The 22,008-nt window shown below is 68.9% G+C and carries 21 protein-coding genes; 4 read left to right on the top strand and 17 right to left on the bottom strand.

The annotated features are described in order from the left end of the window. Nucleotides 1-74: 74 nt before the first annotated feature. Nucleotides 75-206, bottom strand: a complete 132-nt coding sequence (locus tag ACSMTC_RS21605) for a hypothetical protein (RefSeq protein WP_436561356.1) — start codon at nucleotides 204-206, stop codon at nucleotides 75-77. 64 nt (nucleotides 207-270) lie between these two features. Here ACSMTC_RS21605 and ACSMTC_RS21600 point away from each other — a divergent pair, with 64 nt between their 5' ends. Next, entirely contained in the window at nucleotides 271-1,731 is a 1,461-nt protein-coding gene (locus ACSMTC_RS21600; protein ID WP_436561355.1) for a recombinase family protein, read from the top strand. 111 nt (nucleotides 1,732-1,842) lie between these two features. Here the strand turns inward: ACSMTC_RS21600 and ACSMTC_RS21595 are convergent, their stop codons facing one another. From ACSMTC_RS21595 to ACSMTC_RS21575, 5 genes are all read right to left on the bottom strand, one after another. After that, on the bottom strand, nucleotides 1,843-3,279 hold the full coding sequence (locus tag ACSMTC_RS21595) for a replication initiator (protein WP_436561354.1): 1,437 nt from the start codon (nucleotides 3,277-3,279) through the stop codon (nucleotides 1,843-1,845). Nucleotides 3,280-3,410: 131 nt separating this feature from the next. Next, entirely contained in the window at nucleotides 3,411-3,602 is a 192-nt protein-coding gene (locus tag ACSMTC_RS21590; protein ID WP_436561353.1) for a hypothetical protein, read from the bottom strand. Continuing rightward, complete coding sequence (locus ACSMTC_RS21585; RefSeq protein WP_436561352.1) at nucleotides 3,599-4,936, bottom strand: FtsK/SpoIIIE domain-containing protein; 1,338 nt, start codon at nucleotides 4,934-4,936, stop codon at nucleotides 3,599-3,601. Before ACSMTC_RS21585 ends, ACSMTC_RS21590 begins: the two co-directional genes overlap by 4 nt. Further along, nucleotides 4,936-5,145 (bottom strand): hypothetical protein, encoded by a 210-nt coding sequence (locus ACSMTC_RS21580; RefSeq protein WP_436561351.1) that lies wholly within the window; start codon nucleotides 5,143-5,145, stop codon nucleotides 4,936-4,938. The genes ACSMTC_RS21585 and ACSMTC_RS21580 overlap by 1 nt, the downstream gene beginning before the upstream one ends. Continuing rightward, the gene (locus ACSMTC_RS21575; RefSeq protein WP_436561350.1) at nucleotides 5,142-5,501 is read right to left on the bottom strand and encodes an SCO3933 family regulatory protein; all 360 of its coding nucleotides are present in this window, start codon (nucleotides 5,499-5,501) and stop codon (nucleotides 5,142-5,144) included. The genes ACSMTC_RS21580 and ACSMTC_RS21575 overlap by 4 nt, the downstream gene beginning before the upstream one ends. Nucleotides 5,502-5,748: 247 nt before the next feature. Here ACSMTC_RS21575 and ACSMTC_RS21570 point away from each other — a divergent pair, with 247 nt between their 5' ends. After that, nucleotides 5,749-6,543, top strand: coding sequence for a GntR family transcriptional regulator (locus tag ACSMTC_RS21570; RefSeq protein ID WP_436561349.1), 795 nt, complete (start codon nucleotides 5,749-5,751; stop codon nucleotides 6,541-6,543). Between the two features lie 44 nt (nucleotides 6,544-6,587). Here ACSMTC_RS21570 and ACSMTC_RS21565 read toward each other — a convergent pair whose 3' ends face one another. From ACSMTC_RS21565 to ACSMTC_RS21545, 5 genes are all read right to left on the bottom strand, one after another. After that, nucleotides 6,588-8,528, bottom strand: coding sequence for a hypothetical protein (locus ACSMTC_RS21565; RefSeq protein ID WP_436561348.1), 1,941 nt, complete (start codon nucleotides 8,526-8,528; stop codon nucleotides 6,588-6,590). 1,327 nt (nucleotides 8,529-9,855) lie between these two features. After that, nucleotides 9,856-10,149, bottom strand: coding sequence for a hypothetical protein (locus ACSMTC_RS21560; protein WP_436561347.1), 294 nt, complete (start codon nucleotides 10,147-10,149; stop codon nucleotides 9,856-9,858). Nucleotides 10,150-10,308: 159 nt separating this feature from the next. Then, nucleotides 10,309-10,608, bottom strand: coding sequence for a hypothetical protein (locus ACSMTC_RS21555; RefSeq protein WP_436561346.1), 300 nt, complete (start codon nucleotides 10,606-10,608; stop codon nucleotides 10,309-10,311). Continuing rightward, nucleotides 10,605-10,964, bottom strand: coding sequence for a hypothetical protein (locus ACSMTC_RS21550; RefSeq protein ID WP_436561345.1), 360 nt, complete (start codon nucleotides 10,962-10,964; stop codon nucleotides 10,605-10,607). Before ACSMTC_RS21550 ends, ACSMTC_RS21555 begins: the two co-directional genes overlap by 4 nt. Nucleotides 10,965-11,118: 154 nt before the next feature. After that, the gene (locus tag ACSMTC_RS21545) at nucleotides 11,119-11,541 is read right to left on the bottom strand and encodes an ATP-binding protein (protein WP_436561344.1); all 423 of its coding nucleotides are present in this window, start codon (nucleotides 11,539-11,541) and stop codon (nucleotides 11,119-11,121) included. 210 nt (nucleotides 11,542-11,751) lie between these two features. On the opposite strand from ACSMTC_RS21545, the gene ACSMTC_RS21540 reads away from it, so the two are divergent. Then, nucleotides 11,752-13,023, top strand: a complete 1,272-nt coding sequence (locus ACSMTC_RS21540; RefSeq protein ID WP_436561343.1) for an NsdA family TPR-like regulatory protein — start codon at nucleotides 11,752-11,754, stop codon at nucleotides 13,021-13,023. Nucleotides 13,024-13,179: 156 nt separating this feature from the next. Here ACSMTC_RS21540 and ACSMTC_RS21535 read toward each other — a convergent pair whose 3' ends face one another. Beyond that, the gene (locus ACSMTC_RS21535) at nucleotides 13,180-14,505 is read right to left on the bottom strand and encodes a dicarboxylate/amino acid:cation symporter (RefSeq protein ID WP_436561342.1); all 1,326 of its coding nucleotides are present in this window, start codon (nucleotides 14,503-14,505) and stop codon (nucleotides 13,180-13,182) included. 321 nt (nucleotides 14,506-14,826) lie between these two features. Beyond that, nucleotides 14,827-16,278: a peptidoglycan D,D-transpeptidase FtsI family protein gene (locus tag ACSMTC_RS21530; protein ID WP_436564759.1), complete on the bottom strand. Its 1,452-nt coding sequence runs from the start codon at nucleotides 16,276-16,278 to the stop codon at nucleotides 14,827-14,829. Nucleotides 16,279-16,700: 422 nt separating this feature from the next. Between ACSMTC_RS21530 and ACSMTC_RS21525 the strand changes: the two genes are divergently transcribed. Next, nucleotides 16,701-17,921, top strand: coding sequence for an MFS transporter (locus tag ACSMTC_RS21525; protein ID WP_436561341.1), 1,221 nt, complete (start codon nucleotides 16,701-16,703; stop codon nucleotides 17,919-17,921). 70 nt (nucleotides 17,922-17,991) lie between these two features. Here the strand turns inward: ACSMTC_RS21525 and ACSMTC_RS21520 are convergent, their stop codons facing one another. The 4 genes from ACSMTC_RS21520 to ACSMTC_RS21505 all read right to left on the bottom strand — a co-directional run bounded on the left by ACSMTC_RS21520 (nucleotide 17,992) and on the right by ACSMTC_RS21505 (nucleotide 21,438). Next, nucleotides 17,992-19,098, bottom strand: coding sequence for a LacI family DNA-binding transcriptional regulator (locus ACSMTC_RS21520; RefSeq protein WP_436561340.1), 1,107 nt, complete (start codon nucleotides 19,096-19,098; stop codon nucleotides 17,992-17,994). A 25-nt stretch (nucleotides 19,099-19,123) separates the two neighbouring features. After that, on the bottom strand, nucleotides 19,124-19,465 hold the full coding sequence (locus ACSMTC_RS21515; protein ID WP_436561339.1) for a DUF4229 domain-containing protein: 342 nt from the start codon (nucleotides 19,463-19,465) through the stop codon (nucleotides 19,124-19,126). Nucleotides 19,466-19,584: 119 nt separating this feature from the next. Continuing rightward, nucleotides 19,585-20,112 (bottom strand): GNAT family N-acetyltransferase, encoded by a 528-nt coding sequence (locus ACSMTC_RS21510; RefSeq protein ID WP_436561338.1) that lies wholly within the window; start codon nucleotides 20,110-20,112, stop codon nucleotides 19,585-19,587. A 777-nt stretch (nucleotides 20,113-20,889) separates the two neighbouring features. Further along, the gene (locus ACSMTC_RS21505) at nucleotides 20,890-21,438 is read right to left on the bottom strand and encodes an ATP-binding protein (protein ID WP_436561337.1); all 549 of its coding nucleotides are present in this window, start codon (nucleotides 21,436-21,438) and stop codon (nucleotides 20,890-20,892) included. Nucleotides 21,439-22,008 lie beyond the last annotated feature (570 nt).

The raw sequence follows: 22,008 nt of genomic DNA, 5'->3' as shown, positions 1-22,008 counted from the left end.
CATGCCCCGGGCCCGGAACAGCCGAGAGCCCGCACCCGGTGGGAACCGGGTGCGGGCTCGGGGCCGGCGGACCGTCAGGCCGCGACGGCGACCTCGGCGACGGGAGCGTCATCGATCAGCTCCCCCGTCGGGCTGTTGTAGGCCGCGAGGTCCAGGGTCTTCTCGCGGGCCGCGACCAGGATCGGGACCACGACCTGGCCGGCCACGTTCGTCGCCGTACCCTGAACACCTACGTCACTTCCAGTGATCGTTCACCTTCAGGGGGTAGTAGTGGCTAAGCCCAAGCGGGTCGGCATCTACGTCCGTATCAGCAAGGATCGCAAGGGGCAGGAGCTCGGCATCCAGCGCCAGGAGAAGGCGTGCCGAGAACTGTGCGAACGGCTCGGATGGACCGTTCTCAAGGTGTACGCGGAGAACGACATGTCCGCTTCGACCACCAGCAGGAAGACGCGCCAGGTCTACTCGGAGATGCTCAAGGACGCCCGCTCCGGCGTGATCGACGGCATCGTCGTGTACTCGATCGACCGCCTCACCCGTCGGATCACCGAGCTGACCACTTTCCTAGAGGAGCAGAAGGAGTACGGGTTCTCCTTCGCCACCACGGAGGGAGAGGACACCTCCAGCGCGTCGGGCCGCATGATCCTCACCATCAAGGGCGCGGTCGCCCAGCAGGAGACCGAGCGCATGTCGGAGCGAATCAACGCCGCGCTGCTGCAACGCCGGGAGAAGGGGAAGCCCCACGCTGGTGGACCCCGCGTGTTCGGCTTCGAGCCCGACTCGGGTTTTCAGCGCATCGTGCCCGACGAGGTGGAGCTTATCCGACTCGGCTACGACATGCTGATGGACCGCAAGACACCGGGCGACGTGGCCCGCGCATGGAACGACAAGGGCGGGCGCTCCTCCGGTAGCGCGACGCTGTGGACCCCGCACAAGGTCAAGCGTGTCTTCCGATCCGAGCGGCTCGGCGGGATCATCACCCACAAGGGCCAGGTCATCGGGGACAGCATCTACCCGCACCCCTTGACGAAGGAGGAGTGGGAGAACGTACAGACCGTGCTCGACAGCCGTGCGACGCCGTCTGTCAAAGGCTCAGGACGACGCAAGCACCTCTATTCGGGGTTCCTCAGGTGCGGCAACTGCGGTGCCAGCATGGCCATCCAGTGGACTTCCGACAAGACCCGCACCTTCCGCCGGACTCACTGTGCGAGTGATCGCACGGGAGTCGAAGGACAGCTCGGGTGCGGCAAGGTGAGCCGCGCTTATACGTGGATCGAGGACCGCCTCAACGAGGTGGTCGAAGCCGCGCTGCTGGCCCGCCAGCCACAGATCACGCAGTCGCCGGTAACCGATCTCACGGACGAGATCACCAGCCTGGAGGAACGCATCAGGCTTCTCCGCCTCAGGTGGAAGGAGAAGAAGATGGAGGACGAGGACTACTTCGACGCCTTGACTCATCTGCGCGGCGAGCTTCAAACGCTTCGCACGCAGGAGGCGGCTGCGGCCGTAGCCGCTTCACAATCCGAGATCGACGTGTTGACCGTGTGGCGCGACGACGACGAGACCAACCTCGAACGACGCCGGGCCATCGTCGCAACGGTGATCGCGGAGGTCAAAGTCCACAGCGTCGGGCGGGGCCGCCGAAAGCCGCCGGAGATCGACTCCATCGAGGTCACTCCGGTTGGCCCGCGAGCCCAGCATGACGAGTCTCGGCCGTCCGACGAAGCTCGGTGACATACCCGGCTACGACGCCCGAAAGTTGGGCGTCGTAGTCCTCCGGCGGAACCCATCTGGAGATGATCTCCGCGATCCACTCGGGGACCGACTGCCCCTGCCTCTCTGTCATCACCCACCGCCCAAGGCATCGCGCGCCTCAGCACGGTTGACGGCGAGGTCTTCGGCGATGCCTGCGGCGATGAGTTCTTGGGCGGAGGTGTCGTGGCCGGAGCCGACGTAGCGCCAGGTGGATTCGGTGGTGGTGTCGGTGTCCCAGTCGGCGAAGAGCTGGCGGTCACCGGCCAGGGTGCGGGCGTGCTCTGCTCGGTCGGCCCGCAGCTGACCGTACGTCGTGGAGTAGGCGCGGGTTTTGGTGAGGCAGTGGCCTCGATAGCCGAGCATGTGGGCCCAGGCCCGCAGGCGCAGGTGTTGAAGTTCGGGGAGGCCGCCGAGGCGCCAGGCGGTGGCGATCAGGGCCCGGATGTGGTCGGTGACACGCAGCGCTCGGATGTCGGCGAGGGAGTCGATGCGCCGGTCTACGGCTCCGGCGGTCTCGACGCTCTTGCTGGTGTATTTGGCGACGTAGGCGGCAACGGCTTCGTCGGTGATCCGGCCGCCGCTGCTGTCGTTGGTGAGCGGGTGGGCGTCGAGCTGGGTGCCGAAGCGCAGCCGGATGTCCCCGTAAGCGGCCGAGTCAGGGGGTGCGAGGGCGACGGCGGCAGCTGCGGAGTGGACGGTCTCCAGGAGGAGATCGGTGGTGGCCCAGGCGGGAGGCGGGGTGCCGGGGCCGTCGGGTCCGTCGAGGCGGATGACGGCGTGGAAGTGGATGGCGCCGCGCTTCTGGTACTCGGCGACCTTGGCGGCCGAGACCCGCAGCAGCGTGCGGACGGCGGTTCGGCCGACTCCGGCGCGTGCGGCGAGGTGGTGGTAGAGGTTGTCCCGGAACGCCTTCCACAGCGTGGGGGCGGCTGAGTTCCACAGGACGTGGCCGACGTAGTCGTAGCAGGTGGGGCACAGAGGCTGTCCGATGAGCGGGTCGCCCTCGGGGTGGTGTTGGCCGCAGCTGTGGCGGTTGCCCGTCGGGCAGCGACCCGGCCGGCCAGCGGGGTGGCAGGTGCCGCTGCGGTGGACGGGGCCGAAGCTGGGGGCGGTGAGGGTGATGAACAGGCGCGGGTGCGCGGCGACGCTGGCCGGGACGCCTTTGCCGCCGCTCAGGCCCGCACGGACCAGGTGGAAGGTGTCGCCGGAGTGCTCCCAGGAGCAGGGCTGGCAGCGGGTGGCCCGGCGGTTGCGGCAGCGCACGGCCAGGCGCCCGCCGGGCTCACTCGCGGTGGTGTAGTGCCGCAGCACCTCACCCGTGCTCCGGTCCACGGTGGTGGTGTGCCCGGCCAGGTAGACCGGGTGGGCGCAGCCGCCGGTGGCGTGGATCTGTTCCAGCCAGCGGCCGAGCTGGGGCATCTGTCCGAGGCTCACCAGGTCCCGATCGATCAGCGGGAGGGCCCGCAGGCGGGCTTCATGGTCGAGGTGGGCGCGGCGTGCGGCGGGGTCGGTGAAGGCGTTGGTCATGGGGGGTGTCTCCAGGGCCAGGGGGCGCCGGGCCCCGGCCAGGCCAGGCAGCATCTGGCGTGGCCGGGGGCGGCGAAGGGGCGGGTGGGGTGGCCGGTGGCTGGGTTGGATGGCATGGGAGTCAGGGCCTTTCAGTGGGTGTGGGTGAAGCCCTGGACGAGCCAGGTGACGGCGTAGACGATCGGCTCAGTGACGTGGACGCGGTCGAGGAAGATGCCGAGCAGGACGGTCAGGGTGACGTGCCAGGTGCGCAGTTCACCGGAGCGGACCAGGAGGATGACGACCACGGCGATGAAGGCGATCAGGAGGACGGCGAGGCTCACAGGTGGATCCCTTCGGTGTCGTCGCCTTCCGCCGCACCCACCGGCCCGGTCGTCTCGGTGGTCTCGGTCAGGCCGGGCCAGGAGGGGGCGAGGTGGGCGTACTTGCGGGCGGTGCGCCGGGCCTGTGTGGGGGTGATGTGGATGGAGCGGGCCCGCAGCCACTGGCCGTCGTCGCCGATGGTGATCGCGACGCCCTGTTCGGTAGGGGTGATCTGCTGGGCCGCGGCCAGGGCGTCCTTGTCGAGGTCGCCGAGTGCCATCTCCGCCGTGCCGGGGTCGCTCACCCGGTGGCAGACCCTCCCACCGAGCTGGGCCCGCAGGGCGGTCACGCCGGGGCCGAGGTCGGAGCCGACCCGCTGTCCGGCGATCACCAGGTGGATGCCGAGGGCTGCGCCGAGTTGGACGAGGCGGAGGAGGTTGGTGGAGATCTCGCCGACCTCGGCCTTGTCGTCGCGGGTGGCCATCAGGTACAGCTCGGCGACTTCGTCCACGATCACGACGATGGGCATCAGGCGGTGCCGCGCGGGCAGGTCCCAGATGGAGCGCACCCCCGCCGAGCGGCACAGTTCCATCCGGGCCTCGGCCTCCCGCACCAACTCTGCGATCAGCTGAGCGGCTTGGGTGCGGTTGGCGGCCAGGGCGGAGAGCCGGGGCCCGAACAGGGACAGTTCCATGCCGCCCTTGAGGTCGATCCCGAACAAGGCCACCCGCTGGCGGGCGAGTTGGCTGACGAGTGCGGCGATCAGGGTGGACTTGCCGGAGCGGGTGGCGCCGACGATCAGCCAGTGAGGCACTCGCCGGAAGTCGATCAGCCACGACTGGCCGTCCTCCCGCGTGCCGACCAGGGCCCGCAAGGTCTCCGGCCGCAGCAGATAGGGCAGCGCAGGGGCCGCCAAGGGGTCCCAGGCGAGCGCGGTCACCGTCGCAAAGCCCCGGGTCGTACTGGTGACCCGGACCGCGTACACCCGCCAGGTGTGAGTGATGGCGTCGGTCGCCTTGGTGAGCTGTTCGGGCACCTGCCCCGGGTGGAGCCGCACCTGGACGGTGAAGCCGCCGCGCCGCAGCCTCGGCATCCCGAGCCGGGGCGGGATGGGCTTGAGCGGATCACCGCGCACGACCAGGTCGCCGAGCAGGGCGTTGGCCGGTCGGCGCGGCACCGCCAGAGCGAGGGCGGTGGTCAGTCGGCGCCAGCTCAGCCGGGCACGGAGCACGGCGGCCGGGTAGCCGAGCAGGCACCACCACACGTACGGGTGCCGATCGCGCAGCACCGGCCGCAGAGCGAGGACCAGCATGACGGCGGCGAGCACCAGCACCCACAGCAGTTGGAGCAGCATCAGCCCTCACCGCCCATTTCCGCCGCCGCGTTGTGGGCCTCGGTGACGAGGTCGCGGGCCAGGCCGGCGGCCCGGTCGGCGAGGGTGGCGATGCGGGGGAAGAGGAGGCCGCCGGTGTGATCGGCGGCGAACGGGTCGATCTCCGGCGCGAGTTCGCCGAGTTCGAGCAGCACCCGGCGCAGGCGCACCCGCATCTGCGTCCCGCTCACGCGTCACCGCCCTTACGCGCGGCAGCGGCGGCCGGTGCAGCAGCGGGGGTGGGGGTGATGGCGTCGGCGCGGAAGCTCAGCCCGTGCCGGTCGCCCATCGCCCACGAGACGGCGACCAGGCCGCTCACGGCTACGCGGACGCCTTCGGTGACGCCGACGGGCTCGCCCGACACGCTGATCTCGATGATCGAGGCCCGGCGGCCTTCCTGGCGCACCGCGACGCCGACGGTGAAGACCGTCTGTCCGTCCCGGTCCTTCTTGATCTCTCCGGTCTCCCGGTTCGCCAGCCGCGCTTCCGGGGCGACGATGCAGGTCATCGTGCCCAGCCGGGCGACATCCACAGGGATGGACTGCATGAAGCACTCTCCTACGGACCCACCAAGGCCGCATGACGACAGTCGTCAAACGTACTTACCTTTGGCGGATTCCCGATGATGGAGCACCTTGACGCCCCTCCGCAAGTGGATTCATGCTTACGTTTGACGAATCAAGACTGACGACAGACCGCACAGGCCGCCCGAGCTGGGCAAACACCACTCACAACGAATCGACAACAACACGACGCGGGCCAACATCCGGGCCCGCAGCAGGAGTTCAACGGACATGGCGATCATCCGGAACGAGGCCCTGCACAAGCAGGTGGCCACCGCAATGCGACAGTCCATCGCCGACGGCGAATGGCCACCCGGCAGCCAGCTCCCCACGGAGACCGACCTCGCCGCCCGCTACGGCGTCTCCCGCCCAACCATCCGACTCGCCGTCGCCGCCCTGCGCACCGAAGGACTACTGGACGTCAAGCAGGGCCGGGGCACCTTCGTCCGCGCCGCAGCCCTCGGCCCCACCGGCGCCATCGAACGCACCATCACCCGCAGCGGCAGCCGCTACCAGACCCCATCGGATGACTGGTGGACGAACGCGGAGGAACCGACCGTCTTCCGCACCCGCACCGACCCCATCACAGCCCCACTCCTGGCCATGGACGAAGGCGAACTGATGATCTCCGTCGACCGGCTGATCACCGACCCCGCCAACAGCACACGCGCCCTCCACCGGCTCCTACTGCCCATGGAACGCATCGACGGCACCCCGCTCGCCGACACCCCGGACGTCACCCCGGCCAAGGCGTACGCCATCCTCGCCACCGCAGGCCACGACCTCACCTGGCGCGAACAAGTCACCGCCAAGGTCCCCACTCCCGACGAACGCGAAGCCCTCAAACTCTCCGAGGCCGCCGTCCTCCTGGTCGTCCACCGCACCACCACCGACCGCGCCAGCGGCCAGCCGCTCCTCCTGGAGACCACCCGCCTCGGCGCCGAAACTATCGCACTCACCTACGCCATCGATACCCAGCAGCCCACGCCCAAACCGACGAGCCGCAGTGACACCAAGCACCGGTGAATGATCCAGAATCAACTACGCTAAAGCGCGTTCCGAGTTGGCACTTAATGGTTCTCTCCATCGCCACTACCGGTCTTCTCGGCCGCCAAAAACGCGGCGCGCGCTGCCGCTTCAGAGGCCTCTTTCATAATCCCCATATTCCTCAACTTGTCGGCCAGATTCTTCCAAACGTTGACCCCAGAAGCCTTATCGCCGAGGTCGCGGTATAGTGAACTTGCATTCCCTGCACACTGGATGAGCATCGCAACATATCCGGTTGAGATGAGCCCATTCTCGCTAACATCGACGAGGGCAGACCAGATGTATGCCGCAAAGCGCAGATCATTCATTTCGCGATACAGAAATGCGACTTGAGCGCCAACGTCGAGCACCATTTGTGGCGGGAGATTAGAAATGACACCCCCAAGAAAATCTCGCCAAACATAGGCTTCGGCAATTCCGTCTCCGCTTGTGCGATATAGTGCGGCCGCACGGTTGACAGCTTCAATGGCGCACTGCAATCTCCCCTCCCGGCCTTTATGGGATCCGGCGACCTGACCGATCACAGAGCCGAGCCGTTTCCACAAGTAGGCCTCTAGATCTCGATCTCCAATCTTCCGATAAAATGAAGCGGCATGCTCCGTGACTCCGACAGCCGACTCAATCAAATCCATTTCAGCAAAAGCTACACCGAGACTCCCCTGAACAAGCGCCCCACCTTCCAAGTCTCCAATCTTCTGATACAAATCAATCGCATATTCTGCGCACTCGTGAACTGCGATTCGCTCCTGTAGAGAGATATCAAAACGCGGCTTTTGCATAAGCGCAAAAAGGAGCGATGCCCAGAGGTCAGCTTCAGATGCCATGTCTCTGCGCTCCCTATACATGGAGGCTGCACTCCTGGCATGCCGCATGGCCTCTGCATCTCCGCCAGCCCGACATAGGGCAACACTGAAGTCTCGCCACAGATCCGCTTCTGATTGACCGTCTCCGATCTCGCGATACAGACTCGCCGAGCGCTTCGCCATCTCAGTCGCCTCTCTCGTATTCCTGGCTTCACATAGGACCATCCCTAGCTGCTTGCAGAGGTCAGCCTCATTGCGTGTATCTGACGCCTTCTGGGCGCGCAGCATGGCCATTTGGGCTTGGCTTTCCGCCATTCGCGCAGCCCATTCTTCTTGCGTCTTTTTGAGAGCGTCCTCAAGCAGCGCCTGCTCCGCTACCTTCTGCTGAGTCACAGCCTCAGCTTCTTGTTCCGCTCGTTCTAGTTGGCGCTCGGCGGCAAGGCAGCGTTCTTCGGCTTCTACAGCTCGCCCCCTGGCTCGTTCTAGTGCGTGCTCCAGTTCAGCGATCCGCCCCTGGAGGCTGTGATGTAGAGCATGAAGTCGCTCGTTTTCTTCCGTGACTCGGTCAAGTTCAACAGCATAGCGGGCGGCCTGCGCATGCATGGATTTCTGTAGCCTGGCAGCTTCCAACGCGTGGCGATGCGCTTCCTCCTCAACCCTCCTCAGCTCCTCTTCGAGCAGCTGGACCGTGCGGGCGGTTTCTTCAGCTTTTTGATGAGTACTATTCACCTCATCTCGCAGTGCTTGGAGTAGGGCGACATTAGGGGCCATCTCCTGTTGAGCGACGCGATGGATATGGCGTATAGCGTCGCGCGCTTCCTCGGTGAGCGCTTGCCCCGTATGAGACTCGACGTCATTCATTAGCTGCTCAATGAAATCCGCTCCCGGCATCTCCTGCCCGCTAAAGTAACGGGAAAGTGTCGACGCACTGCGGTGCAGGCTTGCAGCGTACGTCGTCATGTTTGTGGTCAGGCGCTCAGCAAGCATTCGAAGGTTGGCTGCAAGCGTGCGGACGTTCGGACTGAGGCTGTCGGGTAGATCGCTGGTGAACACGATCCGCCTGCGACTGCTCCTCTGTCCCGGCACGGCACGGCCGGGAGCCGGAACGGGCATCCCCTGACCAAGTGGCGCGCTTGCGGCCTGAGTCTTGCTGTCGCCCACGTGTTCCCGCCCTCTGTGACAGTTCCCGTTGTGTGTTGCTCGCAACGTGTTGCTACTTACCGCAAGATGCCTCGTCCAACCAATCTAGGGGCACAGCCGCACCGACGATGCGGCTCTGGACAGAGAGTTGGCTATGCGTCAGGGACGATCACTGGTCAGTGGCAGCTCGAAGGGTGGCGGAAGTTTGGCCTTGAAAGCGGCCGGGAGCGCCGGCCTTGTCAGCGGTGGAGCCGGGCTGACCTTCCTGGTCAATGGCCCGTGGTGGATGTTCATGGGGTGTATCGGGATGGGCATGGTCCAAGTCGTAGCCCTCACCATCGTGAGCGTCGTACATGCCATCGCCCCTCAGTCGTCGAGCGACCGCCGTCAGGTGTGGGACACCGTTCTCAACAGGTGGGCTTTTCACCGAGGTTGTGATCTTCGTGGCCGTCGCTTAGAGATCCATCGAGACCGTCATCGCGACGGTGGGCTAGCCGCACGAGATGCGCCAAAGGCCTCACCACGACAGCATGGTCTTCAGGCAGCAGGTTCTCACGCAACACGAGATCGACGCCTGAGGTGCACTACCCTCGCGCTGTTGAGCGTACAGACGACCGCGCCTGCCATGAGTGAAGAAGCTACCCGATCAACTCGTCCGCCTCTCCTTCACAGCGAAGGACGCGTATCAGGTCGTACTCCGCGTCGCCGTCGAGCTACAGCACAAAGAGATCCGGACACTAGCAACACCAAAGCGGAGCGGCGATCATCCAGGAAGCATTCACCGACCGGGGAAACCAACGCCTCGGGGTCACCCGGCTCGCGTCATGTCTCGTGAGTGGCGCGAGCACCGCGGGTAGAAGCATCCAACGCCAGCTAGCGCACCTGTCAATCCGTTTCCGCATGCTACGCCCGGCTTGGTGCTGAGCCTGTCGCACATCTTCTTCACTCACTCAAGCGGCGGCGCGTGCGCGCCGCCGGGCGCCCCCTGCCGCCCCGGCCGGGCATGCGGCCTTGCGGCCGTTCCGGGCCGGGCGGCAGGCCGCCCTGCACTGGCCGGCCGCCGGGTTGAGCGGGCCGAAGGCTGCCGCGCCGTGGCTGGGCCGGGTAGCGGCGGGAAGCTTTACGCACCTTGTCGAGCCGGAACCCGCGTCGGACGCACCCGGGGGGCCACTCGGCCAAATTGCGGTCAGGCCCAGAAGCCTGCCCGAGATCGCGGGCCAGCTTACGGCCCCCCGGCCACGCCCGACCCCAGCACGGCAAGGACACCGCCCAAACCTTCCCGCCACCACCCGCGCGCACCCGCTCACCACCCACCGGCTACCGGCCACCACCGCCACGGCGCCCGCCGTCAGGCGGCGTCCCGTCGCGCCTCGGCCGCCAGGTGCAGCAGCTCCTCCAGGCGTCGCCAGCCCGCCTCCACGCCCTCCATTCGCACCACGCCCCGCCCCTGCGCATCGGTGTCCGCGATCGCCCGCAGCTGCCACCGCTCCACCCCGCACCCGGCCAGCAGCTCGTTCAACTCACCAGCCGCCGCCCTGGCCTGGCGCCAGCCAGCGGCGTAGTCCACCCCGCGCAGCCACAGCCACGCGTCCGGCTCCAGGCCCTCCGCCGACCCTCCGAAGAAGTCGCCATCCCCGTCCAACTGACCGTCAACTCCCCTGTGGTCAAAGGCTCCGACCGGGGATCCGTGCACGGACATGCCGACAGCCCCGGTACCATCGGCACCGGGCTGACGCCCACCGGACCACCCCGCCCCTGCCAAGGATCAGGGGTGGTCCGGCAAGTCTTCAGTTGGCCCTGATCACGACGCCGCCCGCTCCGCCGGGCGCACGCGCACCGAGTGCGAGCGGCCCGACATGGCGAACGTCAGCTCCAACCGGCCATCGCGCTCCAGGAATTCGGTCACCCGCTCCGCCGCGTCCACCTCGAAGAACTCCCGGTACGCCTCGTACTGGAGCGAGCCCAGCGGCAACGCCCGCAGCGACCGCCACAGCGCGTCCAGGGCTTTGGGGAGCTCATGGAAGGTCGCCGCTTCGGTGATCCCCTCGATCTCCACCGTCACCGGGCCCGGACCGCCCGCTCCACCCTTTCCCGTGATCATCTTTCGTCTCCCGCCTCACGCAGCGCACCGCCTGGCGGGCCCGAAGGGCGCGTCTCGACGCGGTGCTGGTCCAGAACCTCACGGACGGCGTTCTCGCTCGCCCCCAGAGCCGCCGCGATCTTCCGCTGCGACAGCCGCTCCCTGACGTACATCGGGATCACCACATCGGCCGAGAGCTTCGGCCACTCCTTGCGATCCCGGGCAACCCCATAGCGGGCCAGCAGGGTGGCAATGGACCCCACCGGGATGCCGTGCGCCCGGCTGATCGCCACCCACCGCCGCCCAGCCCGGTAATCGGCGATCACGTCCTCGGCGACCGCATCCCACTTACTCGGCCGCCGCTCCTCACCACTCACGCCGAAACCTCACCCGACCGCCGAGGGTGACGCTTGTGCACCGCCACCACCTCACCGCCGACACTGATGAACCGTGCGCCCGAACGGCGAAGACCCGCACCGCAGTAGAAGCACCGCCACATCTCGACGCGACTCGACCGATGCAGGAAGCCCATCAGGCACCCCCGCCCGTGCCGCACACAGCCCAAACGAACTTGCCGAGACCCCGACGAGGACAGCACCCCCAGGCGTTCGACAGGGTCTGCACCAGTCGCAGCCCCCGACCGGACTCAATGTCGTCGTCCGGCCATGGGAGCAGCACCGGACGGTCACTGCTCGCGTCGTGCACCTCGATCCGGAGTTCGCCGCCCAGCAGTTCCAGCCGTACAGCGATCAACCGACCGGGCACACGTGCGTGAGCAACCGCATTGGTCACCAACTCGGAGAGAACCAACTCGGCAACGTCCGTGAGTTGTTCGCTCTGGCTGTCGACAAGGAACCGGCGCAGCATGCTTCTCGCCTCACCCGCCGAACGCTTCTGTTGAGGCAGCCAGCGTTCCGCCACTGAGGCACCGGCTCTTGTCGCGACGGTTGACATCTCGCACCCTCCTCGGACGGCAATTCATGGCGTACGGAGAAGGATTCAGCGATGGCGGGCGCGGCCGCTCCCCCACGCTGGGTATACCTACGATGGGTACACTTGGTGAGCATCACGCGACTCGGCGTCAGGTCGGCCCACGGGGAAGTGATCATGCCTGAAGCTCCAACGCCCGCTGCTCTCCCTCCGCACGTCCTGGAGCGCGCCGACGTGCGCAACGCCCTGGACCGGCGAGATCTGGGCGAGGTCTTCGCACTGGCCCGAAAGTGGGGCGGCATCAGCTTCACCAAGATCGGCGAAGCCATCGACATGAAGGCCGAACGCGTCGGCAAGCTCGCGCGCGGTGAAGGCTCGATCACAACCCTGGAGAAGATCATCCAGGTCGCGGACGGACTGCGGATTCCTGGTCACCTCCTCGGCTTGGCCGCCCGGCCCTGGGAACACGGCACTGTGGTAGGAGTGATCGCACAACCGCCAGCCGCCGTGGCTCTGCCCGCCGCAGCAAGCTTCGGCCTGTGGGAGGTAGCTGAGATGGTGCGACGTATCGAGCAGTCCGACATAAACCCAGCGTCGATGGAGTCGATCGAAGCCGCGATCTACCAGCTCTGCCGGGCGTACCCGTACGCACCGGCTGCGGAACTCCATCAGAAGACCCGTGAGGGAATCGACTTCGTGACCCGGCAGTTGGACCGCCGGATCTCACTGAAGCAGCACCGGGATTTGCTGGTGCATGCCGGGTGGCTCTTCCTGTTGGGCGGCTGCCTGGAATACGACATGGGCCAGGTCGAGGCAGCGAACCTCAGCAAGGCCGCCGCCCTTCGCATCGGGACCGAGACAGGCCATGGGGAAATGACCGCTTGGGCCTGGGAGCTTGAGGCATGGTTCGCCCTCACGCAGGGGCGGTACGCCGATGTGATCAAGGCCGTCGAGGCCGGCCACACCGCCGACTCCAGCCACTCCATCGGTGTCCAGCTCTACGGCCAGGCAGCCAAGGCGTTCGGCCGCATGGGTGACGGCCGAGCCGTGCGGGACGCCCTTGAAGCCGGACGGGCCAGGCTGGACCGCCTCCCCCGGCCGGAGCACCCTGACCACCATTTCGTCATCGACCCCGACAAGTGGGATTTCTACGCGATGGATGCCTACCGGCTCCTCGGTGACGACGACCGTGCCGCAGTCCACGCCCGCGAGGTCATCCGGGTCGGCACGGCACCCGACGGGTCTGAGCGCTCACCCATGCGCATGGCGGAGGCCCGGCTCACGCTCGGCGTTGCCGCAGCCCGGCGAGGCGAGCTTGAAGAGGCCGTAGCCGTCGCTACTCGCGCCCTCGCGACCGAGCGAAAGTCTCTGCCATCGCTCCTCATGATCGCCGGAGAACTGGACCAGGAACTTCGGACGAAGTACCCGAAGGAGCTACTGACCGGGCAGTTCCATGACCAAGTGATCACTATCGGCACGGAAAGCAAGCCTGCGCTGCCGTTCTAACCATCGGGGTGGCGAGCCGCCACGGCGGCCGACTCCACCCCGCCCGGGACCTAATCGGCGCATAGCCCGGCAAGGCAGAGGGCTCCGCCGCGAAGGCCTGCACAAACGGTTCGAGCCCTTCCCAGATCACCCGGGAAGGGCTCGAAGCACTCAGGCTCAGGCAGCAGCCATGGCCACCTCAGGGCGCGCGGCCCGGTCCTCGTACAGCTCGCCTGTGGGGTTGTTGTACGCCTCGCGGTCGAGGATGCCCTCACGAGCAGCCACGATCAACGTAGTTACAACTTGACCGGCCACGTTGGTGGCGGTGCGGACCATGTCCAGGATCGGGTCGATGGCCAGCAGCAGACCGACGCCCTCCAGCGGGAGGCCCAGGGTGGAGAGGGTCAGCGTCAGCATCACGATCGCACCGGTCAGACCGGCGGTGGCGGCGGAGCCGATCACCGAGACGAAGGCGATCAGCAGGTAGTCACCGATGCCGAGGTGGATGCCGTAGACCTGGGCGACGAAGATCGAGGCGAGCGCGGGGTAGATCGCGGCGCAGCCGTCCATCTTGGTGGTCGCGCCGAACGGCACCGCGAAGGAGGCGTACTCGCTCGGGACGCCCAGACGCTCGGTGACCCGGCGGGTGACCGGCAGGGTGCCGACCGAGGAGCGGGAGACGAAGGCCAGCTGGATGGCCGGCCAGGCGCCCTTGAAGAAGTTCACCGGGTTGAGGCCGCCGGCGAAGCGGAGCAGCAGCGAGTAGACCACGAACAGCACCAGCGCGCAGCCGGCGTAGACGTCGACGGTCAGGGTGGCGAAGGGCTTGAGCAGGTCCCAGCCGTACTTGGCGACGGACTTGCCGATCAGGCCGAGGGTGCCGATCGGGGCGAGCCGGATGACCCACCAGAGCGCGGTCTGGGTGAGTTCGAGCACCGACTCGCTGAGCTTGCGGACGGGCTCGGCCTTCTCGCCGATCTTCAGGATCGCGGCGCCGGTGACGGCACCCAGGAAGACGATCTGCAGGACGTTCACCTCGACGAACGAGGTGGCGATGTTGCTCGGGATGATCCCGGTCAGGAAGTCGACCCAGGACCCCGCGTGGTCGGGCGCCTTGAGACCGGTGGTGGAGAGGTCGGCGCCCTTGCCGGGGCCGGTGAGCAGGCCGAGGCCGAGGCCGATGCTGACGGCGATCAGCGAGGTGATCAGGAACCACAGCAGCGTGCGGGCGGCCAGCCGGGCGGCGTTGGTGACGTTCCGCAGGTTGGCGACGCTCACCACGATCGCGGTGAAGACCAGCGGCGGGACGGCCAGCTTGAGCAGCTGGACGAAGGTCTTGCCGATGGTGTCGAGGGTGCTGGTCAGCCAGGAGACGTCCTGGACCCGGGCGATGTAGCCCAGGAGCAGACCGAGGACGAGGCCGCCGACGATCTGGACCCAGAAGGGAGTCTTTCGGACCTTCCCGAACAGGGAGGGCGCCGGAGTGGAGGGCGCTGTGGACATGGTGGTGCGGCTCCGGGGGGACGGGGCGGGAGGGGGTGGGCGGGACACGGCGGCACGGCGACGGGCGACAGGCGGTACGGGCCTGGGCGTCAGTAGGGGCGTGCCGCCGGCATACAGCTGGGCGCGCGACAGGGGCGCGGACTGTCCACAGCACCGGGCAGGCACGAGCACGGCATGAGCGGGGTGCTCATGCCGTTCCGCGAAGGCGCGCCTGTGGTGGTCATGGCCCACACAGTAGCAACAAACCTTTGAGATGTTCAAAGTACTTGTTTGAGTTTTGGCCGCGAACCATCGCGGGCGCGCCCCCCTGGGCGCTCCGGACTACTTCCCGAAGGCGGCCTTGATCACGGCCTGGGCGACCGGCGCGGCCAGGCCGCCGCCGCTGACGTCCGCACGGTCGGCGGAGCCGTCCACGACCACCACCGCGACGGCGATCTTGTGGCCGCCGCCGTCGTCCGCGTACGAGGTGAACCAGGCGTACGGGGTGCCGCTGTTGTTCACGCCGTTCTGCGCGGTGCCGGTCTTGCCGCCGACCGTCACGCCGTCCACCGCCGCCGACTGCCCGGTGCCGCCGGTCACCACCGTGACCATCGCGGACTGGAGTTGGCGCGCCGTCTTCTCGCTCATCACCCGGGACAGCTGCTGCGGCTTGAAGTCCTCGACGGTCTTCCCCTGGTGGTCGGTGAGCTTCTCCACCATGGACGGCTGCATCAGCACACCGTCATCGGCGATCGCGGCCGAGACCATGGCCATCTGCAGCGGCGTCGCGGTGACCGAGAACTGGCCGATCCCGGTCATCGCCACCTGCGAGGGATCCAGCTTGTCCGGGTAGACGCTGGTGGCGGCCCGCACCGGGGTGTCCAGCTTGCTGAGGTTGAAGCCGAACTCGGCCGCCTGCGCGGCGAGTTTCTCCTCCCCCAGGTCGGCGGCCAGCTTGCCGAAGACGTTGTTGCAGGAGTACTGGAGCGCCACCCGCAGCGTGGCGTTGGTGCAGGGCGCGGCGGGGTTCTCGTTGGTGAGCGTCCGGGTGGTGCCCGGCAGGACGTAAGGGTCGGGGCTGACCGTGGGTGTGTCCACGTCCGGGTACAGCCCGTTCTCCAGCGCGGCGGCGGCCGTCACCAGCTTGAACGTCGACCCCGGCGCATAGGTGGAGCGCAGCGCGTGGTTGAGCATCGCCGAACCGCTGTCGGCGCTGAGCAGCTTCCAGGCCTGCGCGTCCGCGGCCGAACGTCCGGCGATCGTCGAGGGGTCGTACGAAGGGGTGCTGACCAGGCCCAGGATGGCGCCGGTCGCCGGGTCGATGGCCACGGCCGCACCCTCCTTGCCACCGAGCGCGTCCCAGGCGGCCTGCTGCACCTTCGGATCGATGCTGGTCACCACGTTCCCGCCGGGCGGAGTGGTCCGGGTGATCGCGTCGGCGGGCCCGGCCAGCCGGGGATCGGTGCCGTCGAGCAGCCCCGCGTACAGGCTCTCCAACTGCGTCGAGCCGTACGCCTGCGAGCTGTAGCCGGTCACCGGCGCGTACAGCGGGCCGTCGGTGTAGCTGCGCTTGTAGGCGAGTTCACCGCCGGTCCGGGTGGAGCCGGTCACCGGCTGCCCGCCGACCAGGATGTCGCCCAGCGGCTTGCTGTACCGCTGGATCGCGATCCGGACGTTGTTGGGGTTGTTGTCGTACGAGTCGGCCTTGGCCACCGTCAGCCAGGTGGCGCGGAGCATCAGGGCCAGCACCAGCAGCAGGCAGAACGCTGCGGCGCGGCGCATCGGCCGGTTCATGCCGCCGTACCGGGTCGAGGTCTTCATCCGGATCCTGTAGGGCCACCGAGGCGGGCTTCCCGTCCGCGCGACGGCCTGGTCACGGCCGTCGGTCCCAGGCGGCCTGGCGTAACTGCTGTCCTCTTGGAGGCATGGACGTGCCGCGGCAGCCGCCCAGTTCCCGATGCGACCAGCGCCACACTCGTCGGACCCGGCGCCGCCCGGGGCGCGGGGAGCCGCACGACCGAGCCGGTCCGGCGCCGCACGACCAGGCCGATCCCGCGCCGCCCGGCCGGCCGCACAGCCCCGCGCCGCAGGGCTCCCTCGCGGCCGTGACGCCTGGGGCCCGAGGCCCACGGCCGATTGACCCGATCTAGTTATACGTATAACTTGGCATACGATCCCACTTCACGTATGCCGCTCGAACGGAAGAGCCAAGTTCCATGGGCTACCTCGCCCTGCTCCGCGCACCCCATGTCACCCGCCTCCTGTTCGGCACCCTCCTCGGCCGCCTCCCCGCCGGAATGACCGCCCTGGTCATCGCCCTCGCCCTGCGCGAGGCCCACGCCCCGTACAGCAGGATCGGCCTGGCCACCGCCGCCTACGCCATCGCCGCCGCGATCGGCGGGCCCGTCCTCGGCCGGATCGTCGACGCCACCGGCCAGCCCCGGGTCCTGTTCGGCTCCGCCCTGGTCGCCGGCCTCGGCTACGCCCTGCTCGCCCTCGCCCCCGGCTCGGCGATCGCCGCACCCGCCGGCGCCGCGATAGCCGGACTCGCCATGCCGCCGCTCGAACCCTGCCTGCGCGCCCTGTGGCCCGTCGTGGTCGAGGAGGAGCAGCTCGACACCGCGTACGCCTTCGACTCCGCCTCCCAGCAGGTCCTCTACGTCGCGGGCCCGCTCACCGTGGCCGGCATCTCCGGCCTCTTCGGGCCGACCACGGCCCTGTGGACGGCCGCCGCGCTCGGCCTGCTCGGTGTCCTGGTGGTCGCCACCGCCGCACCCTCCCGCACCTGGCGGGCGCCCGCCCGCGAGGCCTCCGCCGGGCTGCTCGGCCCGCTGCGCTCCCCCGGTCTGGTGGTCCTGCTGGTCGGCCTGGCCGGATCCGGCTGGGCGGTCGGTGCGCAGAACGTCCTGTTCATCGCGTACCCCGAGAAGCACCCGAACAGCCTGCCCGGCGGCGCCGGCTCCCTGCTCGCCCTGGCCGCCCTCGGTGGACTGCTCGGCGCGCTCGCCTACGGCGCGGTCAAATGGCGCAGCACCACCGCCACCCGCACCTGGCTGATCGCGCTCGCCATGGGCGCCTCCTACCTGCCGCTGCTGCTGCTCCCCTCGCCCGTCCCGATGGCGGTCCTCGCCTTCGTCTCCGGCATCGGGCTGGCCCCGATGCTCGCCGCCGCCTTCGTCCTGATCGCCGAACTCGCCCCCACCGGCACCGTCACCGAGGCCTTCGCCTGGCTGGTCACCCTCTTCGCCACCGGCAACGCGGCCGGCTACGCCGTCTCCGGGGCCCTGGTCGACTACTCGCTGCGCGCGGTCGCCCTGTGCGCCACCGCCGGCATCTGCCTCGGCGGTCTGCTGCTGTTCGCCACCCGGCGGCTGTTCCACCCCGCCGCGCTCCCGGCACCATCCGGTCGGACGGCGGACCAGGTTCTGGCCGGCTGAGGCCGAACCCCGCCCGGCACGGGGCCGGCCATGTCCGCCACCGGCCTTGCGCGCCAAGGGAGTTGCCAGATCATCGGCCGTCGGCCGACGGCGCCTCACAGGTGGAGCTGCGGACCACGAGACCGGCCTCCAGTGGTTCGACCGAGCCCACGCTCTCGCCGCGCAGCAGGGCGGCCAGAGCGGAGACTCCGACCCGGCCGAGCGCCTCACCGGGGAGGTCGACGGTGGTGAGGGGCGGTGCGAGCAGGTCGGCCACCGGGATGTTGTCCATGCCGACCACCGAGACGTCGGCCGGGATGCGCAGGCCGAGGTCGGCGGCGGCCTGGTAGAGGCCGGAGGCCACCACGTCGTCGTCGCAGACCACCGCGCGCGGCCGGTCGGGCGCGCTGAGCATCCGGTACGCGGCCGAACGGGCGGCCTGCTGGCCCTCGTTGAGGGTGACCCCGAGCTCGACCACCTCGAGTCCCCTGGCTGCGGTCTCGAACGCGGCCTGCCGGACCCGGAAGGTGTACGCGGAGTGGGTCGAGCGCAGATGGCCGATCCGCCGGTGGCCGAGACCGACGAGGTGTTCGACGGCGGCCCGCATGCCGCCCGCGATGTCGAGTTCGACGGTGGGCCCGACCCGGCCGCCGAAGGGCGCCGAGGGGTCGGCGTCGAGGAACACGGCGGGTACGTCGGCGGGCAGTTCACCGAGCTGGCTGTCGTCGGGCGAGCAGAGCAGCAGGCCGTCGAAGCGGCCGGTGGTGGCCGCCTCGGCGAGCGTCGCACTGCTCCAGCCGGAGCTGACCACCACGGCCAGGTCGTGCTTCCCGGCCTCCTCCTGGACGCCGACCAGGACCCGGCCGAAGAACGGCCCGAGCATGTTGGGCACGGCGAGCAGGATCATCCCGCTGCGGCCGAGCCGCAGTTGGCGTCCGGCCGCCTGCGGCCGGTACCCGAGGCTGCGGGCGGCCTCGCGGACCCGCTGCCGGGTGGCCTCGGAGACCCGGTGCCCGGACTCGGCGCCGGAGCAGACCAGTGAGACGGTCGCCTGCGAGACCCCGGCCAGGCGCGCCACATCCCGCCCGGTGGGCCTGCGCCCGGGTGCGGAGGCCTCTGCGAGGGACTCCGGCACGGCCGGGCCCGATCCGGCGGGGCGGGGCCCGGCGCGGTCCGGGGTCGGTGCTACGGAGGTCATGGCGCGGGTACTGGTCGGCTGCCCGTCAGCCCTTCACGGACGCCGCACGGGCGGCCTCGTCAGCCGCGTCCTCCTCGGCGTTCTGGGCGGCGATCCGCTCGGCGGTGCGGCTGCGCATGCCGGAGAGCTTCTCGGTGAGCTGGGCCGACATCTCGTCCCGCTGCTTGCTGAGCAGGACGTAGCTCAGCGGGGCGGACACCAGCGCGGCGAGCAGCACCAGGAAAACGATCCCGGTGGTGCCGACCACTGGGATGATCCCGAAGTGGCCCAGCAACAGGGCGATCATCAGACAGCCGAGGAAGATGCTGGCCCGCATGGAGGTGTAGCGGAGCGTGGCGTGCTTCCCACTGCTCACGTTGCTGCTCACGGTGGACTTCCTTACTGCAGGGGTACAACCGGCCGGATCGGCGCACAGGGCACCGGTCTCCCAGTGAAGCATGCCTCACGTCCGATCCGTCCGGGCGGGCACCCGGGGTGGCACCCGGGTCAGCGCAGGTCGAGCCACATCGTGACGTCGTCGCGGTCGTCCCCGGGTGCGACCCGGATCGCCCCCGGCACCCGGCCCACCTCGGCATAGCCGCAGCGGGCATAGAACCGCTCCAGCCCGAGTCCGCCGCGCAGGGTGAGCCGGAGGGCGTCCAGGCCCCAGCCACGGGCGATCCGCTCGGCCTCGGCCAGCAGTTCGACGCCGTAGCCGCGCCCCTGGAACTTGGGGTGGACCATGACCCGCTTCAGCAGCCGCCAGTGGTCCATCAGCTCGAAGCGCATGTCCTCGAAGAACAGCACGCCGGCGAGCATCCCCGTCTCGCTCTCGTGGGCGACCAGCAGCCGGTCGGGCAGACCGGGGCCGACACCTGCGAACTGCTGCTCCGCCGTGACCCGCACCCGGTCCTCGGTGACCGGCGGCACGAAGCCCACCGCACCGCCGGCGTTGCTCACGTCCGTCCACAGGCTGACGATGTCGTCCCGCAGCCCGGAGGTCAGGTCGGGGTCCAGAGTGAAGATCAGCGTCATGGGCGCAGAGCCTATCCGCCTGTTACGACAATCTGCCCGGGCCGACCGGGGGCCGGCCTTTCCGGGAGGGCCGGGGGCCACGCCGGTCTCAGCCCGGCAGCCGGTCGGGTACGCGCCGGGGTTCGCGGATCGGCCGCACCGGCAGCAGCGCCGCGACCACCGGAAGTCCGGCCACTCCCCCGACGGTCGGCACCATCCCATCCCGGCCCCGGAGAGGCCTGGGACGGCTGTGCCCGCTGTGGCCGGAGGTGCTTCACGAGCGGCGGCTCCGGCCCGGACCACCGACCGGTTCCGGTGGCGGTGCATCACCGTCCGGCAGCGGTGGACCGCCTGAGCGGCGAACGATTCGGGAGCCGGAACGGATGGCAGCTGCCGGAACGGATGGCGGCTGCCGTGCACACCCCGAGCACGTCGCGAGCCGCCATCCCTCCGGGACGCGGGCCCTGAACCCGCGCACGGGCGCTCCGCACTCGCCAAGGGGCACACCCGGGCGACCGGCAGTCGCAGCAATCCCCCTGCTGACCCGGTTCGGGCGCTCCCTCGACGTCCCCTCGCAACGGAGAGCTGCACCCAAGAGTGATCAGTCGGATACGTCACGTCAATGGGTTGTCTGAAATTCGGAATGGTTGCGGCGCATTTCCTGACCGACGGGGGCGCGATCCGCGCGATACAGGCGCAAACGGCATGCATCCGGCGCACAGTAACGGATCTGACATTTCGTCAGACGGTCTCGCCGGTGCACCCGGCGAGGAGCCGGGCGGCCGTCGGACCGGTGCCTCAGCGGGCGTACGCGCCCGCCGCAGGGGCCTGTCCTACCGCCCGCCCGACCGCCGGGGCCGAGCCGATCTCGCACCAGACCCGCTTGCCGGAGCCGTCCGGGTACCAGCCCCAGCGGTCGCAGAGCATCTCGACCAGTTCAAGCCCCCGGCCGTTGGTCGCATCCCCGGCCGCGTGCCGGGGCGCCGGGGCGGCCCGGCTGGCGTCGGCCACCTCGACCCGTACCAGGACGCCGTCGCCGCCCTGGACCGCCGCGTGGTTCACACCGTCCGGGCCGGCCGCACCGTCCGCAGCCTCGGTACCGTCCGCGCCGTCCGCGCCGTCCACGCCGGAACAGCAGACCGGCATGGAGAGCCGCAGCACCGCCGGACAGCCGGTGTGCACCACCGCGTTGGTCACCAGCTCCGACACCACCAGGACGAGGGTCTCGGCGAGCTGCTCGTCCGGCTCGACGCCCTGACCCTGGAGCCGCGAGCGCACCCACCGGCGCGCCCTGCCCACCTCGGCCGGGTCCGCCTGGACCGCCAGCTGCACCTGAAGTACCTGCACCGCTCCACCACCCGCACTCGCAGTTCGGCCACTTTCCCGACCGCCCGACCGGGCAGCAGGGCACTTGATCACGCCGGTCCGGCAGGCCGCGAGCATTCCGAGGCCCGATCGGACTGCCCATGGCTCGAACCGCCCATGGCTTCGTCACGAATACGCCTCAGGATGATCCGGCAGATCGGACGCAGCAAGCGCTTCGGGCATATTCCAGCGATCGAGGGACAGTGCAGTGCATACTGTCCCGCTCACCCTGACGAGCTTCGCACCGGCGCTCGTCCGGTGGCCCGACGAGGCCCGGTTCACACCCGCGCACGAGCGTAACGAACGTACCGCCACCAGCCCTGGATCCGGCGATCGCCACGAGGGAACCACCCGTCCCTCATCCGTCCCCCACCCCTTGGACATCAACTTCCAAGCCATTGCACTAATCTGACGATCAGATACCTTTCCAGGACTTCTTCCGGTGATTACACCCCGGCCGGGAAAGACCCCGGGATAACGTGGATCCACAGGCACGGAGAATCACCCGGCAGGCTGTCGGCCCGGCAGACCGGACCTGATCCACGGACGAGG

It is taken from the genome of Kitasatospora sp. HPM-01-4 (assembly GCF_051374625.1).
GTDB lineage: Bacteria > Actinomycetota > Actinomycetes > Streptomycetales > Streptomycetaceae > Kitasatospora.
Note: the sequence above shows the minus strand (reverse complement) of the source record. Positions and strands in the feature narration are given on the sequence as shown.

Excerpts from the sequence above, each read along its gene's own strand:
- ACSMTC_RS21595 (WP_436561354.1), bottom strand. The coding sequence starts at position 3,279 with ATGACCAACGCCTTCACCGACCCCGCCGCACGCCGCGCCCACCTCGAC.
- ACSMTC_RS21585 (WP_436561352.1), bottom strand. The coding sequence starts at position 4,936 with ATGCTGCTCCAACTGCTGTGGGTGCTGGTGCTCGCCGCCGTCATGCTG.
- ACSMTC_RS21575 (WP_436561350.1), bottom strand. The coding sequence starts at position 5,501 with ATGCAGTCCATCCCTGTGGATGTCGCCCGGCTGGGCACGATGACCTGC.
- ACSMTC_RS21570 (WP_436561349.1), top strand. The coding sequence starts at position 5,749 with ATGGCGATCATCCGGAACGAGGCCCTGCACAAGCAGGTGGCCACCGCA.
- ACSMTC_RS21555 (WP_436561346.1), bottom strand. The coding sequence starts at position 10,608 with ATGATCACGGGAAAGGGTGGAGCGGGCGGTCCGGGCCCGGTGACGGTG.
- ACSMTC_RS21545 (WP_436561344.1), bottom strand. The coding sequence starts at position 11,541 with ATGTCAACCGTCGCGACAAGAGCCGGTGCCTCAGTGGCGGAACGCTGG.
- ACSMTC_RS21535 (WP_436561342.1), bottom strand. The coding sequence starts at position 14,505 with ATGTCCACAGCGCCCTCCACTCCGGCGCCCTCCCTGTTCGGGAAGGTC.
- ACSMTC_RS21530 (WP_436564759.1), bottom strand. The coding sequence starts at position 16,278 with ATGAACCGGCCGATGCGCCGCGCCGCAGCGTTCTGCCTGCTGCTGGTG.
- ACSMTC_RS21525 (WP_436561341.1), top strand. The coding sequence starts at position 16,701 with ATGGGCTACCTCGCCCTGCTCCGCGCACCCCATGTCACCCGCCTCCTG.
- ACSMTC_RS21520 (WP_436561340.1), bottom strand. The coding sequence starts at position 19,098 with ATGACCTCCGTAGCACCGACCCCGGACCGCGCCGGGCCCCGCCCCGCC.
- ACSMTC_RS21510 (WP_436561338.1), bottom strand. The coding sequence starts at position 20,112 with ATGACGCTGATCTTCACTCTGGACCCCGACCTGACCTCCGGGCTGCGG.